The 15,787-nt window shown below is 59.8% G+C and carries 13 protein-coding genes; 2 read left to right on the top strand and 11 right to left on the bottom strand.

Features of this window, described 5'->3' with window-relative positions; genetic code table 11:
* Positions 1-30: 30 nt before the first annotated feature.
* Positions 31-708: a type 1 glutamine amidotransferase domain-containing protein gene (locus KUF73_RS02135; RefSeq protein WP_218436384.1), complete on the bottom strand. Its 678-nt coding sequence runs from the start codon at positions 706-708 to the stop codon at positions 31-33.
* A 331-nt stretch (positions 709-1,039) separates the two neighbouring features.
* Here KUF73_RS02135 and KUF73_RS02130 point away from each other — a divergent pair, with 331 nt between their 5' ends.
* Positions 1,040-1,558, top strand: a complete 519-nt coding sequence (locus tag KUF73_RS02130; protein ID WP_218436383.1) for an Hcp family type VI secretion system effector — start codon at positions 1,040-1,042, stop codon at positions 1,556-1,558.
* Between the two features lie 350 nt (positions 1,559-1,908).
* Here the strand turns inward: KUF73_RS02130 and KUF73_RS02125 are convergent, their stop codons facing one another.
* From KUF73_RS02125 to KUF73_RS02100, 6 genes are all read right to left on the bottom strand, one after another.
* Entirely contained in the window at positions 1,909-2,487 is a 579-nt protein-coding gene (locus tag KUF73_RS02125; RefSeq protein ID WP_218436382.1) for a hypothetical protein, read from the bottom strand.
* Positions 2,488-2,572: 85 nt separating this feature from the next.
* Positions 2,573-2,740 carry a hypothetical protein gene (locus KUF73_RS02120; protein WP_218436381.1) on the bottom strand — a complete coding sequence of 56 codons (168 nt, stop codon included), beginning with the start codon at positions 2,738-2,740 and terminating at the stop codon, positions 2,573-2,575.
* 10 nt (positions 2,741-2,750) lie between these two features.
* Complete coding sequence (locus tag KUF73_RS02115; protein ID WP_218436380.1) at positions 2,751-2,993, bottom strand: hypothetical protein; 243 nt, start codon at positions 2,991-2,993, stop codon at positions 2,751-2,753.
* A 197-nt stretch (positions 2,994-3,190) separates the two neighbouring features.
* On the bottom strand, positions 3,191-4,264 hold the full coding sequence (locus KUF73_RS02110) for a lipocalin-like domain-containing protein (RefSeq protein ID WP_218436379.1): 1,074 nt from the start codon (positions 4,262-4,264) through the stop codon (positions 3,191-3,193).
* A complete protein-coding gene (locus KUF73_RS02105; RefSeq protein WP_218436378.1) occupies positions 4,254-6,722 on the bottom strand; it encodes an ABC transporter permease in 2,469 nt (822 codons plus the stop codon). Before KUF73_RS02105 ends, KUF73_RS02110 begins: the two co-directional genes overlap by 11 nt.
* Position 6,723: 1 nt before the next feature.
* A complete protein-coding gene (locus tag KUF73_RS02100; protein WP_218436377.1) occupies positions 6,724-7,392 on the bottom strand; it encodes an ABC transporter ATP-binding protein in 669 nt (222 codons plus the stop codon).
* 137 nt (positions 7,393-7,529) lie between these two features.
* Here KUF73_RS02100 and KUF73_RS02095 point away from each other — a divergent pair, with 137 nt between their 5' ends.
* The gene (locus KUF73_RS02095; RefSeq protein ID WP_218436376.1) at positions 7,530-9,509 is read left to right on the top strand and encodes an alkyl/aryl-sulfatase; all 1,980 of its coding nucleotides are present in this window, start codon (positions 7,530-7,532) and stop codon (positions 9,507-9,509) included.
* Between the two features lie 125 nt (positions 9,510-9,634).
* Here the strand turns inward: KUF73_RS02095 and KUF73_RS02090 are convergent, their stop codons facing one another.
* From KUF73_RS02090 to KUF73_RS02075, 4 genes are all read right to left on the bottom strand, one after another.
* Positions 9,635-11,020: a DUF1254 domain-containing protein gene (locus KUF73_RS02090; protein WP_218436375.1), complete on the bottom strand. Its 1,386-nt coding sequence runs from the start codon at positions 11,018-11,020 to the stop codon at positions 9,635-9,637.
* The gene (locus tag KUF73_RS02085) at positions 11,017-12,366 is read right to left on the bottom strand and encodes a DUF1254 domain-containing protein (protein ID WP_218436374.1); all 1,350 of its coding nucleotides are present in this window, start codon (positions 12,364-12,366) and stop codon (positions 11,017-11,019) included. Before KUF73_RS02085 ends, KUF73_RS02090 begins: the two co-directional genes overlap by 4 nt.
* A gap of 171 nt (positions 12,367-12,537) precedes the next feature.
* The gene (locus tag KUF73_RS02080) at positions 12,538-13,875 is read right to left on the bottom strand and encodes a DUF1329 domain-containing protein (protein WP_218436373.1); all 1,338 of its coding nucleotides are present in this window, start codon (positions 13,873-13,875) and stop codon (positions 12,538-12,540) included.
* Positions 13,876-13,886: 11 nt separating this feature from the next.
* Positions 13,887-15,713, bottom strand: coding sequence for a DUF1302 domain-containing protein (locus KUF73_RS02075; protein ID WP_218436372.1), 1,827 nt, complete (start codon positions 15,711-15,713; stop codon positions 13,887-13,889).
* Positions 15,714-15,787: the final 74 nt, after the last annotated feature.

The raw sequence follows: 15,787 nt of genomic DNA, 5'->3' as shown, positions 1-15,787 counted from the left end.
GCTGCCGCAGGCTGCGATCTTTTGATTTTTCTATTTCAACTTCGCCAATAACGCCTCGGCCGCAGCTTGCGACGACGCCGGATTCTGTCCGGTCAGCAACAATCCATCGGTAAGCACGTAACTCGCCCAGTCAGGCCCCTTGGAATAAATCCCGCCCTTGGCCTTGAGCTCGTCCTCCACCAGAAACGGTACGACATGGGTCAACTGCACCGCTTCCTCTTCGCTGTTGGTGAACCCCGTCACCTTCTTGCCTTTCACCAACGGCTGGCCGTCTGAGCCTTTGACATGACGCAATACGCCCGGCGCATGGCAGACGGCTGCGACCGGTTTACCTGCGCTGTAAAACGCTTCAATCAGTGCGATTGAATGCTTGTCTTCGGCAAGGTCCCAGAGCGGGCCATGACCACCTGGATAGAAAACTCCGTCGTAATCATCGGCCTTCACTGAGTTGAGCAGGACAGTCGAAGCGAGTGCGGACTGGGCGGCAGGGTCTTTGCGGAAACGCTCGGTGGCTTCGGTCTGTGCGTCGGGTTCATCGCTTTTCGGGTCCAGTGGTGGCTGGCCGCCCTTTGGCGAGGCCAGGGTCAATTGCGCGCCCGCGTCCTTGAAAGCGAAATAGGGCGCGGCGAATTCTTCGAGCCAGAAACCGGTTTTCTTGCCAGTGTTACCCAATTGATCGTGGGACGTTAAAACCATCAGGATTTTCATGTCGTCTTCACTCCGTCTCGGGACTGCAGTGGTGGCTGGTTACCATTATGCGCAACAACTTGCGCATTGAGCTTGCCGTAAGACCGTTGCGCGGTGCGGATCGTTCGGCCTGACAAGGCCATTGATCCACGTGTGCAAAATATTGATCTGCGCTGCGCAATCTTCTGCGCAACTGTCGGGGGTATTGCGCGGCGGAACCTTGCGAAAATCACTCAACCGGCAGGTTTATATAGCGTTCAGGCTTATGGCACGGACCTTGTTAAGAGTCAGGCCCCCATCGAGCGATACCGCCTCTCGGGCACCGTCATTTACTTTAGCAAGGAGAGCATCCATGGCTACACCCGCGTACATGTCCGTCACTGGCGAGCAACAAGGTTTGATAACTGCTGGCGCATTCACTGCCGATTCCGTTGGTAATACCTACCAGGAAGGCCATGAAGACCAAGTCATAGTCCAGGCATTCAGCCATGAATTAACCAGGCCCCGTGATCTGCAGTCAGGTCAGCCTACTGGCCCCCGTACCAATAAGCCTCTGATGATTACTAAGGTATTCGACAAGGCTTCTCCACTGCTGCTCAATGCGCTGTGCTCCGGTGAACTCATTACCCAAGTGGAAATCAAGTGGTACCGAACTTCGGCTCAAGGCACTCAGGAGCACTACTACACCATCGAACTGGAAGACGCGATCATCGTCGATATCAAGGACTACATGCACAACTGCCAGGATCCGATCAGCGCACACTTTACCCATCTTGAAGACGTACACTTCAGCTACCGAAAAATCACCTGGACTCATGAAGTATCTGGAACTTCAGGTTCTGATGACTGGCGCGTTCCGATCACGGGCTAAGTTTGCTAAAACGTCTAAATGTCGGCCAGCTCTGCTGGTCGATTTTGTTTGCGGGGCAAAAATCAGCAGGACTAATCGAAGGGAAGGTGTTCGCCCAGTGCAATGGCCTCGGCAATCCATGCACTGGTAAAGAGCCGTGACACTGGGCGAACGGGACGTATTTTAATTGAAGTCTTTGAATATGTCCGCGCCGGCAAACGTGAAATTTGCCGATACACATTTTATAAATTATCGAACAAAACAACATTTAGGCGGGCGATTTAAACTCACCAGTTCGGCCAAAAAAAACCGATTATTCCTATACAAAAAGTTGTACAGGAATAATCAATTGATGTAGCAGACATTCAACTTCAGTGTTTGCTGGTCACTGTCAGTATGTCGGTGTAGGTCACATAAACACTTTGCCCGACTTTCAGGTCTTTGAGCTTGGCTTGAACTTCCGGCCTTTCGACATTGACGGTTTTGCTCTGGCCGGCCGGGTTTTCAAAGGTCACTTGGTGTTTTTTCACGTCGATGTGTTTGATCTTCAATTGGACCTTCACCTGGCGGAAGGCTTCGCCGCCCGGGTTGGCGCTGCCCGGTGCGAAACGGGCGTCCCCCGTGGTTTCGGTGCTGCCAGGCAGGCCTTTGTCGATATCGGTGTCGAGGTAGGCCGCAACGGAGCGGGTCACCTTGACGTCGACCTGATCGCCGACTTTCAGGTTGTCGAGGTTCTTGGCCTTCTCGGTCAGTTGCACATGAACCTGACGGCCTTCCGGTCCTTCAAGGACCACTTGATGATTGGCAGCGTCAACCGACACGACTTTGGTGGTGATCTGATCAGCTTCCACGACGGCAGACAGTGGGATATCGGCGGCAACGGCGCTGAAGCTGGCGGCAGACAGCAACGTGGCGAGGGTGATGGCTTTAGTCAGTGCGTGGAGTTTCATAGGCAGAACATTCCCTGTGATAGATGGCGACAAACGGCGCAGAAGCAGTCTTCAACGCCATGTGTGCGATGAGCATAGACGCTGATCAGGGAGTGTTCGCAGTTTCTTGTGCAGTGGACTCGCCACTGGTCGTGCCTTTGCCGCTTTCCTTGCGCCGGGTCGGGTCGGTAGGACGCAAGGCATCGTTGTCGCGCTCGGTTTCTCCGGGTGGACGCGGTTCGTCGGGGTGTTCCGTGTCGGGCGTGGGTTTCATGGCGTTTTCCTCAGGCTTCGGGATCGTCGACTTCTCGGGCAACGTTAATCGCCGGTGAATCTCTGTGGGACTGTTCCGTCCTGCTTCTCAGGTCTTGCCATTGTTCGAGGTCAATGGTGCCCTGCCCCAACAGATCGTCGGCCAGGCGCAGCAACTCCATGTAATGGGCATCGGGGGATTGTTGCCAGTAGGCATCGTCTTCAAACAAACGCTGCCACGAGTCAAGGTCAGGCGGGGCAAGGTCTTCGCGCATGGCAGTCTCCTGCTGGGTGTTCTTACGGTAGAGGGTTGCGCCATGAGCGGAGTTCCAGCGGGTTTTGGCCAAAAAATCGCCGCATCCCCCCGGCAGGAGCTGCCGAAGGCTGCGATCCTGGCGGCGGCTGGCTCACCGGGAAGATCAAGATCAAAAGATCGCAGCCTTCGGCAGCTCCTACATTGAACGCGTAAGGTTTAGTAGCCGGTCATTTCCAGGTAGCCCTGTCCGCCGTGGCTGCCGCTCAATTGCACAGGGCCTTCCCAGTAGGGAATGCGCAAATCCATCCAGGCGTTGGGATTCAGCGCACTGATGACGATGTCGACGTGTTTGCCGGGGATCTCGATCGACCAGCGTACGGGCATCGAGCGCCCGGCCACTTTGACGGTGTCTTGTGGCGTAAGGTGGATGTCGGCGGCCTGCAACAGCTGCGTTTGGCCCTGCGCATCGATCCACGTACCGGTCAGGTAAGGCGCACCGTCCTTTTGGCGCATGCGATAAAGCATGACCTGTTCACCGCTGTCCAGGTGCAGGGAAAACCAGTCCCAGCCGGTCTGGTTGGCGGTAAGGGGCTGGCTGCTCCATTCACGGTCGAGCCATGCGGGACCGCTGACCTGATAACGGTTGCCATCGATTTCCACGGTGCCGCTGGCCTGGAAAAACGGCTGGCTGTAGTAATACGACGCCTGGCCCTGCTCGGATTTCTGGCTGAAACCCTTATCCCCCTGCAACACCAGCGGACGGTTTGCCGTCAGCCGCAGGTGATAGCTGAAAGACTTGTCGCGTGCACTGAGTTGCACGTCAACCAGCGGGTCCGAATCGGCCGAGTCACTGCTCAAGCGCCAGTCATCAATCCATGCATTGAACGGCGTCAGGGTGACGCCGGCCTGCCCCACACCCCCACGGGCATAGCGTTCGGCGGCGTGATGCTCGGTGGCCGAGGTGACGGCCGCATGGCCCAGCCATAATGTCTGATCACTCCAGCCGGTGACTTCGGGCGTGGCGTTCAAGGCGCTGCGAAACAACGTCCACTGCGCGCCGAACTCATGGCCTTGTTCGTCCTTCAGGTTGGCGGTGACATACCACCACTCAATGCGAAACCCGTCATGGGGGCCATGATCCGCCGGAAAGCTGAACACACGACCGGGCACCACCGGTGTGAAAGCAGTCGCCTGATGACCCAGGCCGGCGAAACCTTTTTCCACCGGCGCTGACTGATCGCAACCCGCAAGCAGCGTTACGAGCAACCAGATGCCGAACCTAATCTTCATGGGCAAAGGTCCTCAGCAGGTCCGCCGGTTGCGTGCGATACAGCGAATACAGCGGCCATGCCGAGGCCAACAACGTCGCCAGCACCGCCAGCCCCATCAACTGCAGCAATTGCAGGGGGAATACCCGCAATGGCAGGCGCCAGCCGAATGCCTGAACGTTGATCACCGTGTCCAGGCACCAGGCCAAGGCAATGCCCAACGGCAACGCCAGCACCAACGTCAGCAGCGCCAGCAACCAGGTTTGCCCGAGGTTCAGCAGCATCAACTGCCGACGTGTCACACCCAATGCCCACAACGGTGCCAGTTGTCCGAGTCGGCTTTGGCTTTGGGTCAGCAGGCTGATAAACAGCGCCACCCCCGCTACACACAGCGTCAGGCTGTTGAGCGCCGCGGTGGCGGCGAAGGTGCGCTCGAACACCTGCGTGGACCACCCCTTGAGCCGGGCCTGATCGACAATCCGGCTGTCGTCCAGAGCGAAGCGTTGTTGCAACGCAGTCACGAACGGTGGGATCGCCGTCGGCTCAATACGCAGGTTGAATCGGCTGGGCGTCAGCTGCGGCCAACCGCGCAACAAGTGATTGACGTTGACCAACACGTGCCCCTTCGGATTGCCATAGTCGGCGTAGATCCCGACGATGCGCGGCGACCACGGACCGTTAGGCGTGGGAATGGTCAGGTGATCGCCGAGTCGCACTTTCAAGCGCCGCGCCAATTGTTCGCTGAGCATCAGTGCATCGTCCTTGGCCAGGCGATCCCATGGGCTGTCGCCGAACGACTCCAACAGCGGCCAGTGTTGGCGATAAGTCGGATGATCGATCACCCCAAAGACATCCGCCGGCCAGCCTTGCAGCTGAATCGAAACCTGCCAGTTGGGCAGCACCGCCGTGAGTGGTGACTGCTGCTTGAGCCAGGCGTACAGCTCCCGGGCCTGGGCCGGGTTTTGTGGATTGAGATAGAGCTCGGCGGTCAGCCGTTGTTCGAGCCAGTCGCTGAACGTCTGGCGAAAACCGGCGGTCATGCTGCCGGCGCCGATGTTCGCCGCCAATGCCAACAGCAGCGCCATCAGCGCCAGGCTCAAGGCCGGCAGTTGCTGACGGCAATCGGCGACAAACCATTGGCCGAGCACAGAACGGCGACTTGCCAGCCCGTTGAGTACCGCATCGAGCACCACCGGCAACGCCAGTGCCGCACCCAGCAATAGCGCCGCCATGAGCACGAATCCGCTGGCCAGGCTGTCACCGCGCAACAACGCCAGCAACGCGATACCCAAAGCCAACGCCGCCACCCAACCCTGACGCCGCAACCAGCGCGCGTGGGCTTGAAGCCAGGCCTGCGGATCAGCCAGTGCCAGCAACGGCAAACGTGCGGCCCGCCACAAACTGTTGGCGCCGGCGAGGAAAGCACCGAGCAGACTCAGGCCGACGCCGCTGAGCCACCACAGCGGACTCAGGCTCAACTGCCCCGCGACTTCAGCACCGTACAAACCGCGCAGGCTGGCGGCGACATCCGGCAGCAGCACACTGGCCAGCAAGTAGCCGCTGACAACGCCGGCCAAACCGCCAATCAATGCCAGCGTTCCCAGCTCGACGGCGAGGCAACTCATCAACATTCGCGCACTGACTCCACAGGCGCGCAGGGTTCGGAGCAAGCCTCGACGCTGTTCCAGCGCCAACCCTATCGCCGCGTGCACGATGAACAGGCCGACCACGAAAGACAGAAAACCCAAGGCATCGAGGTTCAGGTGAAAGCTCTCGGTCAGGCGCGCCAGATTATTTTCTTCGTCGCGGGTCTGGAGCTGCAGTTGCCCTTTGAAGGGGTCGGGCAACGTCGCGGTGAAATCCTTGGGCAGCAACAGGCGCGACAACTGGTCCGGCAATCCGAGAATCTGTTGAGCGAAACCGATGTCCACCAGCAACAATCCGGGGGCCATCTCCGCCTGAGCGTGCAACGGCGGCAGTGCCTGACCATTCAACGCGAGCGGACGCGCGCCCTCCTCCAGCCCCAGCACCTGCAAGGTTTGTGGCGAAACCCAGGTACTCCCCGGCGGCGTAAAAAACGCTACAACCTGCTCGATCGCCAACGCCTGCCCCGCCACCGCCGCACCGGCCGGAAGCGATACCGGCTCGATGCCCATCAATTGCAAACGCTGATCTTCGTGGTTTTTAAGGATCACCCGCCCCTGCAACACCGGCGACACCGGCCAGCCCGCGCGACGCAAGTCGACAAACAGCTGCTGCGAGAACGTCCCGCCACCGGGTGGACTGAGGCTGGCCTGGGGTTCGCCGCCGATCAACTGACTGGCCCGGGCGTAGCTTTCGCGGGCCTGGTTGTTCAGCGCTTGCACGCCGGTCAGCAGACTGGTGGCCAGCCACAGCCCGGTGAGCACGCTGAAAAACTGCACCGGGTGCTGCCGCCAATGGCTGAGCAACGCGCGCAAGGTCTCGCGAAAAATACGCAAGTCAGCGCGCTCCCACATCGACCAGACGACCACCGTGCAGCACCACTTTGTCAGCCAGCCGTGCCGCAACACTAGGGCTGTGGGTGACCATCAACAGCGTTGTCGGGCTGTCGTCGAGCAGCTCCAGCAGCAACTTCAATACCTCCTCGCTGGTCGCTTCATCGAGGCTGCCGGTGGGTTCGTCGGCCAACAGCAATTTCGGCTGCGACGCCAAGGCTCGGCCCAACGCCACTCGTTGCTGTTGCCCACCGGACAACTGCTCCGGATAACGCCGCAACAACTCGCTCAGGCCCAGACGCTGCACCAGATGCGCCTGCCAGCGTGGATCATGCCGACCCGCCAGCCGTGCCTGAAACGCGAGGTTGTCCTCCACGCGCAGGCTGCCGATCAGATTGAATTGCTGGAACACCAGCCCAATTTCGGTACGCCGCCAGTTCGCCAGTTGCCCTTCGTTCATCTGCTCCAGGCGATGTTCGCCGCTGCGGATACTGCCGCTGTCCACCTTGTCCAGCCCGGCAATCAGGTGCAGCAACGTGCTCTTGCCACTGCCCGATTCACCCATCAGCGCCAGGCTGCTGCCGGGTTTCAGGGTCAAGTCGACGCCTTGCAACACCGGCAAAGGCCCTTGCGGCGTGGCGTAGCTTTTGAAGACACCGTGGACTTCAAGCATGGAGGAATCCGTTCGATAAGCGTGAGCCAAGGATAGCGGCCCTGCATGGTTTTTGTCCGTTGACGATTGCAGCCAGGCGCAACGGACGCCCTACCCTCAAGGCTGGTCTAACCATAACGATAAAAAACGGAGACGCCATGCCTCGTTTCATTTTGAGCCCTCGCGGGCTGTTGGCCTGCCTGATCACAGCGTGCCTTGCGCAATCGGTGATCGCCGCTGATGCGCCAGCCAGTTCCAGCGCCAGTGCCTTGACCACTGCCAACAACGCCGCCGTCCTGCAACACTTGCCCTTCAGCGATCGCACCGATTTCGAGTCGATAAGTCGTGGTTTGATCGCGCCGTTCACGGGTCAGGTCAAGGACGCCTCGGGCAAGGTCATCTGGGACATCCAGTCCTACGAGTTTCTCGACAAGGATCAAGCCCCGGCCTCGGTCAATCCGAGCCTGTGGCGCCTGGCCCAGCTCAATGCCCATGCCGGCCTGTTCGAAGTCAGCCCGAAGATTTATCAGGTACGTGGCCTCGACCTCGCCAACATGACGATCATTGAAGGCGATGACGGCCTGATCATCATCGACCCGCTGACCGTCGCCGAAACCGCCAAAACAGCGCTGGATTTGTACTACCAGAACCGCCCGCATAAGCCGGTGGTAGCGGTGATCTACAGCCACACCCACGTCGACCATTTTGGCGGCGTGCGCGGGGTGATCGACGAGGCCGACGTCAAGGCCGGCAAGGTCAAGGTTTATGCGCCTGCCGGGTTCATGGAGCACGTCATGAGCGAGAACGTATTTGCCGGCACCGCCATGAGTCGTCGTGCGCAATTCCAGTTCGGCAGCCTGCTGCCGCGCGGTGAGAAAGGTCAGCTGGACGCAGGCCTGGGCAAGAGCTCGCCGAGCGGCGGCACCGTCACCTTGATCCCGCCGACCGACCTGATCGACAAGGATTTGGAAACCCGCACCATCGCCGGTATCGAGGTCGAGTTCCAGCTCACGCCAGGCACCGAAGCGCCGGCAGAAATGAACCTTTACCTGCCGCAGTTTCGCGCGTTATGCATGGCCGAAAACGCCACGCAAATGATGCACAACATCCTCACCCCGCGTGGCGCGCAAGTCCGTGACGCCAAGGCCTGGTCGCAATACCTGGACAGCAGCCTGGCACGCTACGGCGCCAAGAGTGACGTGCTGTTCGCCCAGCACAATTGGCCGACCTGGGGTGGCGAGCGGATTCGCACTTTCCTCGCCGATCAGCGCGACATGTATGCCTTCCTCAACGACCGCACGTTGCACTTGCTGAACCAGGGCCTGACGCCGCTGGAAGTCGCTGACGCAATCAAGACGTTGCCCGGGGCGCTGGATCAGAAGTGGTACACCCGCGGCTACTACGGTTCCTTGAGTTTCAACGTGCGGGCGGTGTATCAGCGCTACCTGGGTTTCTATGACGGCAACCCGTCCAATCTCAATCCACTGCCACCGGTGGAGACGGCCAAACGCACCGTCGAGGCCATGGGTGGCAGCGCGGCGGTGCTGGAAAAAATGCGCGCGGCGATGACCCAGGGTGACTATCGCTGGGCCGCGCAACTGGGCAATCATTTGTTGTTTGCCGAACCGGACAACGTAGCGGGCCGCAATGCTCAGGCCGAGGCGCTTGAGCAATTGGGCTACCAGAGCGAGAACGCTACCTGGCGCAACATGTACCTGACCGGGGCGATGGAACTGCGCAATGGCGTGCCGCAACATGCCGGCAGCTCGGTGTCGGTGGACATGATGCAGGCGATGACCCCGGACATGTTCTTTGACTACCTGGCGATTCGTCTGGACAGTGAAAAAGCTGTCGGCCATGACCTGACGTTGAACTGGACGTTCGAGGATCAGAACCAGGACTTCAACCTGACCTTGCGCAATGGCGTGCTGACGCACCGGGCCGGGCTCAACCCTGCCGCCGATGCCGGTGTGACGCTGAGCAAGGCAACGCTGGAGCAGATCAGCCTCAAGCAGCTGGATTTCCCGACGGCGATTCAGAAAGGCTTGATCAAGCTGCAAGGGAACGGGAAGAAGCTAGGGGAGTTGTTGGGCAGCGTGGATACGTTCAGCCCGCAGTTCAATATCGTCACGCCATAAAGATCAAAAGATCGCAGCCTGCGGCAGCTCCTACAAAGCTGCCGCAGGCTGCGATCTTTTGCTTTAAAGCAGCATTGGATCTACGTCGTTCACATATCCCTTGCTCGCGATGGCGTCAGACCGGCCTATACAGAAACCACTTCAACCGCCGGCATCTGCCACCGCTGCTCGACCACCTGCCGTTCTGGCCCATACAAACGCAAGACCAGGGTAAACACCCCGCTCGCAGGTGCCGGGAGCCAATTGCTTTGCTCGTCCGGTGTCGAGGATTGCATGACCAACGTCAATCCACCGTCCGCATCCCGCTGCAGGTGATCGCGACTGCTGAGGCAGTAACGATTGATCGCATTAGCCACCAATTGCCGGTCCGGCAAGTCATACAAGGTCAATGACCAGAACTCGCTGGCCGGTGGCAGTTGCCCCGGTGCAAAGCGCAGTCGATATTGCCGTCCGCCCTGCAAGGGCTGCCCCTGATTGTCCAGCCGTGTGCCGGTGTAAAACGCTTCTTCAACGCTGTTGCCGTAGATGCCGACATGCGCCGCAACCGCGCGATTGAGGTAATTGCCGTGCAGCGCTTCGCGGGTACCGAACAGGCCCAGCGTGGTGCGTACTTTACCCACAGCCGCTTGCAGTTGTGCCTGGGCATCCTGGATACCGGCGAGTAATGCCTGACGCTGTTCCGCCGGTAGCGTCGACAGATCAAAACCCTGGCCGGGGACGATGCCGATACGGGCGAAGCGTTCACGCAAGGCCCGTTCCGAGGGTTGCGTCGGGCATAGCGTGAGGATCTGATTCAGCATTGCGATAAAGTCCGGGCCCAACCCGGTTTTGCTGGCCCAGGTCGGCCAGGCAATTGCCGGCGCCACGATAGGCGCGGAACTGCCGGTGTATTCATGCAACGCACGCAGGCGATATTGCTGCTGCAACGCACGCACCGCCGGCAGGTCTTCGGCGTTTTTCAAGCCGGTGCGGCCAAGCACCATGACGATCTCGGTTTCACTGCGCAGCACGGCTTTGATCCCGGCGGGGGTCGGGCCTTGCCAATCGGGCCCGGCGATCAGGTAATCCCCCGCTTCACGTCCGGTGCTGAGCACGCCGACATAGGCGAAGTTGTGCGTGTACTGATCCACCAATTGATGCACGTAATAACGGTCATCGGCGACCGCTGGCACGCTCAGCACCTGAGGCTCGCTGCGCAGGTCGAGCCAGGCCCATGAGTACGGCGTGTCGTTGTTCGGCGTGACGATTTCGCGGTTGTTCGGTGTGTACAGTTCGCTGTAATGACGAAAGCGATTGAAGCCGCCGACGTACTCCGGTGCGGCAGGATTGAGTACCTGTTTTTCCAGGGTCTGGTAGTGCATGAGCATCGGGTAGGCGTAGATCCACGCCTCCTGGGCAATCGCCCTCAGGTCATCAGATTCGGCGGCCAGCAACCAGCGTGGAAACATCAGACTTCCTCCCAGCACACCCATGCTGCCCAAGACGCGGCGGCGACTGAAAACCATGTTCATGGCTCGATCCTCGCGATAGTCGGCAAGTGATAACTGCCGTCCAGCGCCCCCGCCTTTGGCAGGTACAGGCGCAACAGCAAATTGAACGGACCTTCCGGCGTCGGCAGCCAATTGCCCTGCTGCGTGGATACGGGGGCGTTGGGTTGCAGCATCAGAGTCAGACCGCCATCGGCGTCGTAATGCAGATCGGGGCTGCGATCGCCCAAGGCGTATCGCTGGATCGGGTTGGCGGCGAGCAATTGAGTTTTGCCGTCATACAGGGTCAACGACCAAAAGGCATCCACTGGCGGCAATTGCCCGGCGGGGAAATGCAGTCGATAAGTGTTGCGGCCGTCCAGCACCTGACCCTGAATGTCGTGCAGCGCCATCGGATACACCGCTTCCACCGCATCGTTGGCGTAGATGTAGCGCCAGGCCACCGCTGCACGGGACAGGTCGTCATCACCGAATTTGCCGACATTGGTCGGCGAGCGGAACCAGCCTTGTTGCTCCACCGACACCTGGCTGGACGCATTTCGTACCTGTTCGCGACCCGCTTCGGCCCCTTGGACAATGGCCTCGCTGAGTGCCGCTGGCGGCTCGAACGTGGCACCAGGTTTGATGCCGATGGCGGCAAAACGCGCGAGTTTTTGTTGTTCGCTAGCGGTCCATTGGTGCAGCGGTGCCAGCGCATTGAACGTATTGAACAGTGCCGCTGCCGGGCCTTGCTTGGTGTCCTGATAAGCCGGCAATTGCAGCGATGGCAATGCAACAGGGGCCACGCCACCGAGGACTTTGGATAATGGTTGCAAGGCATAGCCCATCAGCACGTTCGCTGCGTCTTTCTGGTCGGCCTCACCTTTGACTTCAGTGCGCCCGAGCAAAAACACCAGACGACTCGGGGAGCGGATCACGCCGGCGAAACCTGCCGGCAAATCACCTTGCCAATCCGGCCCGGCGATCAGGTAGCGCCCGGCCTGATTACCGGTGGCACGGGTGCCGATGTAGTCGAGGTTGTCGGTGCGCATGTCCACCAACTGAAAGCTGTAGTAGCGCCCTTCTACTGCCGGCACTTCCAGCACCACCGGTTCACCGCGCAGGTCGAGCAAGGCCCGGGAGTAAAAGGTGTCGTTGTTGGGCGACACCACTTTGTTGTCTTGCGGGCCGAGCAATCGCGGTTCGCTGTAGAGCCGGTTGAACGGCAGTTTCGCGGCGATAGCAGTGAGCACTTTGTCGTGCTCGACGGTGGCGTAGGCAAATACGTAAGCCTCCTGCGCCAGCGCTTTTGCCTGCGGTTGATCGAGGGTTGCAGCGTGCACGTTGCCCAGGCTCGCGCCCAGGGCCAGTGCGGATATCCAGTAGCGCACGGCAGATCTCCTGGTAGTTGTCGAACACCGCATTCCTATGTAGGAGCTGCCGCAGGCGGCGATCTTTTGATCTGGATCTTCAGCAATTTCAGCTCTGTCAAAAACAGGATCAAAAGATCGCAGCCTGCGGCAGCTCCTACAGGGATAGTGGTGCGTCAATAACGGTGTGGGTTACTTGGCCCAGCGCCGCAGGTCCGACGGGGTGTAGTCGTCGGTCTTGGCGGCGAAGCCGACGCGCATCGGTTCGGTCTCTTCGTTGGCCAGGCCGCCGGCGTAGTAGCGCCCGGAGATCAGGTCATAGGACGTTTCCAGCACGTTGTAGGTGAAGCCGTGGTCGTATTGCTGAATCGCGTGCAGTTCACCGCTGCGCCACAGTTCACCGCGACTGTCGTACTGGTCCGACTGGGCGATCTGCCAACTGTCTTCGTCGATGTAGAACCGGCGCTTGGCATAGATGTGCCGGGCGCCCGGTTTGAGCGTCGCTTCCACCACCCACACCCGATGCTTCTCGTAACGGGCCAAGTCCTGATTGACGTGGTTAGGCTTGATCACGTCGTCATACTTGATGTCACGACTACCGATTTTGTAGCTGTTGTATGGAATGAACAGCTCTTGCTTGCCCACCAGTTTCCAGTCGAAACGGTCCGGTGCACCGTTGTAGCCGTCGATGTTGTCGGCAGTGATCAGGCCGTTGCTGTAACGGGCACTATTGTCGTAGGCGATCATCGGCGCGCGGCGCACACGACGTTGACCCGGCAGGTATTGCCACGCCGAACGCGGCTCGGCCACCTGGTCAATCGGTTCGTGCACCAGCACCGCCTCGCCGGACAAACGCGCCGGTTCCAGCACCCGGCTCTTGAACATGAACAGAATGTTCGAGCCCGATTCCAGCCCGCCAACGGTGTCGGCAAAGTTGATCAACGACTGGTTGCGCACGTAACTGGTAGCACCGTTTTCACGCACCAGGGCCGCGCTGCTGATGCGCTCGTAACTGCCGCCGCGATAACGGGTCATGTGGTTCCACATCACCTCCAGTCCTTCAGTGGGCAGCGGAAACGGAATGCCCCGCGCATAGTCGTGCAGGCCGTTGCCGCCGTCAGCCATGGTGGTTTTGGCGACGTTATCGCGGCTCTGCGCCAACACATCCTTGGGCAGATTGGCGCTACGGTGCGTCGGGTAGATGTTCATTTTGTAAGTGTCAGGAAAGCGCTTGAACAAGGCGATTTGCCCAGGGCTGAGAAACTTTTCGTACTGCGCCAGATTCTTCGCGGTGACGGTGAACAATGGTTTCTCGGCGGCATAGGGGTCGCTGTAGCCACCCTTTTTATCGACCGTGCCGGCGTTACTCGCCAGACCGCCGCTCCACGCCGGAATGCTGCCATCGGCATTCGCCGCCATCTCCGAGCCCATGGGGGTCAGGGTTTTGCCCAGAGGTGCCGGATCGGTGCCTTTGGCCTGAGCCAGGCCGACAGTGCAGGCCAGGGCCAGCACGCACAATTGCATACGCATAACGGTTCTCCTTAGAAGTCTGCCTTGAAGCTGACGGATGCGAAATCTCGGTCGTCGAGGGTGCTGTATTTGTTGGAGCCGAAGAACGAGTTGTAAGCCAGTTCCACGCTGTAATCGTTCATGTAGACGCCGGTCAGGCTCAGGCCCAAGGCTTGCTGCCCTTCCTGGAACGGGCCTTGCGGATCGTAGGAATAGCCCTCGACGTCGTGCCGCCAATTGACTGCCGGAATCAGGTTGATGCCCGGTAGAACATCGCTGTATTCCAGGCTGCCGCGCAGTCGATAGCCCCACGACCAGTCAGTGGCGAAACCCTTGTCGGTGCAGTACTCATTGGTCACACCCGAGGCCACGGTGTTGCAGGGTGTACCGTTGCGCGTCGAGCTGCGACCGAACGCGGCGCTGCGACCCAGACGTTCATCGCCGAGGTTATCGATGTGCACCACGCCGGCTTCGGCGAACAGGCTCAGGCGAGTGGCACCCATGATGTTGTCGAAGGCCTGGGTGGCCGAGGCCGTCCCCTGCCAGACACCCTTGCGTTCCCATGCGTCAAAACGGCTGCCCCGATTGATATTGAAGCCGGGTGGCAACTGCACCCAGGAACTGCCCGCCGGACCGGAAATCACTGCGACGTTGACGTCTGGCGCGTTGATCGACAGTGGCATGTTCGGGCGATAGCTCAGCTCGCCGGCGAGGGAAATCCCGCTATTGGGTTCCACGCCGTTGAGGCTGATGCCGTACAAATGAATATTTTCCGGAAACGCCGCCGCGTAGCTCGGCGCCTGAATGCCGCCGGGGAACGTGCCGCGTATGGCGGTGTTCTTCGCGTCGAGGGTGAAGTACGGCAGCCGCGAGTGATAGTTGATGTAGTAGATCGCCGCTTCGGCATCGTTCAGCGCCGGGATCATCTGGCGCAGGGCGAAGCCGAACTGACCGTTGTCGGATGGCGATTCGTTGCCCCGGGAAGTGGCGTACAACCCGGCTGCCTGCATCTGCTGATCCGTCTGCACCTGATTCAGGTACAAAGGCCCGCAACCCTTCTGGATCACATCACTGGCAGCGAAGAACGTGCCGCAACCGTCGAGTACGCTAGGGCGCCAGTTGTATTGGTAAAAGCCTTCAAGGTTAGTGGTGTCGGACAGCCCGAAACTGAAGGAGACCATCTCCACCGGCAACTGACCTTCCTTGATCTCGACGCCCGGGCGGTTGAACGCCGAGACGTCCAGCGGGTTGATCACGTTGATGCCATTCTGGATCAACAGCGACTCTCCCCAGGACAACACCTGATTGCCCACCTTCACGTTCAGCGGATGCTCGGCCACCTGAAAGTCTTTCCAGACATAGGCATCGAGCATCTCGAAGCCCTTGAACTTGGACAGGTCTTCCCAGCCCGAATCGTCGAAATCCTTGAAGCGCCCCTGACGGGTTTCGTAGGCGTGGTCATACCAGTATTTAAAGCGCACGAACGCGCCCTGGCCCTGACCATCGAGACTGAAATCAGTGAGACCCTTGAACAGCTGCGAGATGGGATCGCCCTTCTCGAAGTTCAGCCGATTGTCGTCGGCACTGACGCTGGTGCCGTTGGCCTGAACACCTTGCGCCTGCAAGGCGTTGGCGCGGGTCATCAGGCTTTTATCGGGGTTTTGCGTCGACCAACTGCTGCCCAGGCTCAAGCTGGTTTTGGTCGACAGGCTCCAGTCTTCGTTGATGTCGAATGTTGTGGCGCAGGTTGGCCCCGCCAGTACAGCAAGAACCGCCAGCGCAAGGGGCTGCGGGCGGGTGTGGCCAAGCCGGTGAAGTCGTTGGCGAACTCCGGCTGTGGCCGAGCGTTTTTTTATCATTATTAGGCTCCGGTCAGATTTGCTCAGCCCGGACACGGTGCCCAACAATCGGCGATGACACGCAAGCGGTGGCC

Origin of the sequence: Pseudomonas sp. PD9R (genome assembly GCF_019200975.1) — a bacterium.
Lineage (GTDB): Bacteria > Pseudomonadota > Gammaproteobacteria > Pseudomonadales > Pseudomonadaceae > Aquipseudomonas.
This window is presented reverse-complemented; position numbering and strand designations above follow the sequence as displayed.

What these genes read in the sequence shown, in the direction of transcription:
- KUF73_RS02135 (WP_218436384.1), bottom strand. Translation starts at nt 708, where the DNA reads ATGAAAATCCTGATGGTTTTAACGTCCCACGATCAATTGGGTAACACT.
- KUF73_RS02130 (WP_218436383.1), top strand. Translation starts at nt 1,040, where the DNA reads ATGGCTACACCCGCGTACATGTCCGTCACTGGCGAGCAACAAGGTTTG.
- KUF73_RS02125 (WP_218436382.1), bottom strand. Translation starts at nt 2,487, where the DNA reads ATGAAACTCCACGCACTGACTAAAGCCATCACCCTCGCCACGTTGCTG.
- KUF73_RS02120 (WP_218436381.1), bottom strand. Translation starts at nt 2,740, where the DNA reads ATGAAACCCACGCCCGACACGGAACACCCCGACGAACCGCGTCCACCC.
- KUF73_RS02115 (WP_218436380.1), bottom strand. Translation starts at nt 2,993, where the DNA reads ATGCGCGAAGACCTTGCCCCGCCTGACCTTGACTCGTGGCAGCGTTTG.
- KUF73_RS02110 (WP_218436379.1), bottom strand. Translation starts at nt 4,264, where the DNA reads ATGAAGATTAGGTTCGGCATCTGGTTGCTCGTAACGCTGCTTGCGGGT.
- KUF73_RS02100 (WP_218436377.1), bottom strand. Translation starts at nt 7,392, where the DNA reads ATGCTTGAAGTCCACGGTGTCTTCAAAAGCTACGCCACGCCGCAAGGG.
- KUF73_RS02095 (WP_218436376.1), top strand. Translation starts at nt 7,530, where the DNA reads ATGCCTCGTTTCATTTTGAGCCCTCGCGGGCTGTTGGCCTGCCTGATC.
- KUF73_RS02090 (WP_218436375.1), bottom strand. Translation starts at nt 11,020, where the DNA reads ATGAACATGGTTTTCAGTCGCCGCCGCGTCTTGGGCAGCATGGGTGTG.
- KUF73_RS02080 (WP_218436373.1), bottom strand. Translation starts at nt 13,875, where the DNA reads ATGCGTATGCAATTGTGCGTGCTGGCCCTGGCCTGCACTGTCGGCCTG.
- KUF73_RS02075 (WP_218436372.1), bottom strand. Translation starts at nt 15,713, where the DNA reads ATGATAAAAAAACGCTCGGCCACAGCCGGAGTTCGCCAACGACTTCAC.